Here is a 2,883-nt window from a genome sequence, read left to right on the forward strand (position 1 = left end):
CCCGCGCGCACGGCCCGCGCGCTGTCGCCGGTGCTGCCGGGCGTGGCCGGGCTGTGCCTGGAAAACCTGCAACTGTACAAGGCCAGCCTGACAGACCCGGTGACCGGCCTGGCCACCCGCCAACATCTGCTGGACGCCATCGCGCGCGAGGTGGACTGCATCCGCGACTGTTTCTCCACCGCGTCGGAAGGCAAGTGCGACCTGGCCGCCGGGCACCGGGCCAGCATGGGGGTCATCGCCGTGCGCCTGGGCAGCCTGCGCGAGGTGGCGCGCGACCACGGCTACGTCTTTGCCGACCGGCTCATCGCCGCGCTGGCCGAAGAACTGCGCCGTACCGCGCCGGAACAGGCCCTGCCCGCCCGCACCGGCGATTTCGAATTCGCCCTGTTCGTGCCTGCGGGCACGTCCGGCGGTTGCCGCAAGCTGGCCGTGGACATGGTGCGCCGCCTGCGCGGGGTGACCATCACCTGCGGGCTCACCGACGAGCCGGTGGGGGTGGCCGTTTCCGCAGGGTTCGCCGTCTACCCGCAGGACATGGAAGGCGCGGCCTTTGCCCGCGACCATGGCGAGCAGGCCCGGGTGCTGCTGCGCAAGGCCCGCCTTGCCGCCGCCGTGGCCGTGGAGGCCGCCACCCTGTCCGCCCCATCCGCCGGGGACGGTGACGGCAAGGGGGGCGATGCCGCGCCCGGCGTGCCGGTGATGGGCTTTTCTCGCATTCTGGCCGAAGGGGGCCGGGTGCTGGAAACCCTGCCCCTGTCGCGGGTGGTGGTGAGCCTTGGCGGCAACATGAACGCCCGCGAAGGACAGCGCTTTTCCGTGTGGTCGGTGGCCTACCCCGTGCGCGGCGGCTCGCAGGAACCGCGCCAGCCCCTGTACAAGGGAGAGGTGGTGCTGATGGAGGTGCGCGACAACACCTCGCTGGCCGAAATCATGCACGTGGGCGACCCCACCTGGGCGGTGGAGCCCGGCGACCGGCTGACCCTGCTGCCGGAGGAAAAGGGCGTCACCGTGCGCGACGGCGGCGGAGAAGCCCCGCGCACCGATCCCTTGACCGGGCTGTTCCGCCACGGCGACTTTCTGGCCCGCTGGTGCGCGGAACGCGAGCGTTGCGATGCCTTTGCCCTTGCGCTCATCCGCCTGTCGGACGAAGGTCGCGAGCCGGAAGGCCGCGCCGCACACCCCGAACAGCTCATGGCCGAGGCGGCGCAACTGTGCCGCGACCTGCTGGGGCCGCAGGCCCTGGGCGGGCGCTACGGCCTGAACAGCCTGATCTTCTTCCACCCCGGCATGACAGCCGATGGAACGGGCGGGGCAAAAGGGGCGCGCGAAACCTACGCCGCGCTGTGCGACGAACTGGAACGCCGCCTGCGCATCGGGGCCGCCGTGGGGGTGGCCTGCCATCCGTACCTCAGCTACCGCAAGGCCGACACGCTGGAAAACTGCCTGAAGGCCCTGGAATACGCCATGCTGCTGCCCGCGCCGCGCGTGGGCGTGCTGGATTCCCTGGCGCTGAACATCAGTGCGGACAAGCGCTACAGCCTGGGCGACACCTTCGGGGCCATCGAAGAATACAAGCTGGCCCTGCTGGCGGACGAAGGCAACACCATGGCCTGGAACTCGCTGGGGGTGTGCATGGCCGGGCTGGGGCGGCATTCCGAGGCGCGCCGCCACTTCGGCGAGGCGCTGACGCGCAAGCCCGGCGACCCCATGGCCCTGTACAATCTGGGCACGGTGTGCCAGTCCGAGGGCGAAACGGCGGAAGCGCGGGACTGCTTCCGCAAGTGCTTGCGCAACGCGCCGGGGCACGTCTACGCCCTGATCCGCCTGGGGCAGTTGGCCGAAGGCGAGAAGCGTTTCGCCCAGGCCCGGCAGTACTACACCAAGGCCGCGAAGCTGGATGGCGGCGCGGCGCTGACCTGCCGCCACCTGGCCCGGCTGTGCATGCGCCAGGGCCGCCCGGACGAGGCCCGTGAATACCTGCACGAGGCGCTGCTGCACAACCCGCAGGACGCCATCGCCCTGCAGCTCATGGCCCGGCTGTACCTGGACGGCGGCGAAGACCCGGAAATCGCGGAAGTGATGGCCCGGCAGAGCGTGGCCCTGCGGCCCGACCTCAAGCAGGGCTGGCTGGAACTGGCCCGCGCCCTGCAAGTGCGCGGCCGCGACCATGACGCCCGCGAAGCCCTGTTGCGGGCCGGGGAACGCTGAGGACAGGACGGAGCGCAGTTGACCGTGCCGTTGCCGTGCCCGTCATGGGAGTGGGAGTCGTGACAGGCCGTAACCGGCTGGCATCGGGGCGACGCGGGGCGACAGTGAGGCAATCCTGGGGCGATGCCGGGACGACGCCGGGGCGGCTCTGATCCACATGGCCGCACAGGCAACCTCCGGACGGTATCCGGACGCGCGGGGGTGCCCCGTTGCGCGCCCCTTGCGCCCTGACATTTGATTGGGTACTCTTTCAACGTGAGGAACCCGATGCCCGGAACGCCACGGACGTTCCCCCCTGCCTCACCGCAACCGCAACGACCCGGCGTGGTCACGCGCGGCCGCAGCCCGTCCCCCCTACCCCGCCGGTGCCCCGACCGGCTCCCCTGACCGGACCCCATGGACCCCGCGCCCCCACCACAAGAGCCGCACGTACGGCACATCGCCTGGAACGGCCTTAGCCTGTCCGTCCCGCCCGAGTGGCAGCCCCACGACGTGGAACACCATTTCCTGTCGCTGGCCCGGCACGGCCGAACCACCCTGGAATGCGCCTGGCGCCCCGACCCCGCCGAATTTTCCATCCCCCGTCGCCGTGCGGCCCTGGAACGCCAGAACCGCCGCCTGCCCGGCTTCACCGCCGACCCGCGCCGTGTGCCTGCCCGCTGGGCGCAGGTGCTG

At 71.4% G+C, this 2,883-nt stretch carries 1 protein-coding gene and 1 pseudogene; both read left to right on the forward strand.

The genetic code is table 11. From position 1 onward, the window contains the following. Positions 1 to 2,208 (forward strand): tetratricopeptide repeat-containing diguanylate cyclase (locus tag FVW27_RS12235; RefSeq protein ID WP_167125516.1); only part of this gene is annotated, 2,208 nt, incomplete at its 5' end. 396 nt (positions 2,209 to 2,604) lie between these two features. After that, positions 2,605 to 2,883 (forward strand): annotated as a pseudogene (locus tag FVW27_RS12240) (hypothetical protein); the annotation flags it as partial.

Source organism: Nitratidesulfovibrio liaohensis (assembly GCF_011682075.1).
GTDB classification, from domain to species: Bacteria; Desulfobacterota; Desulfovibrionia; order Desulfovibrionales; family Desulfovibrionaceae; genus Cupidesulfovibrio; species Cupidesulfovibrio liaohensis.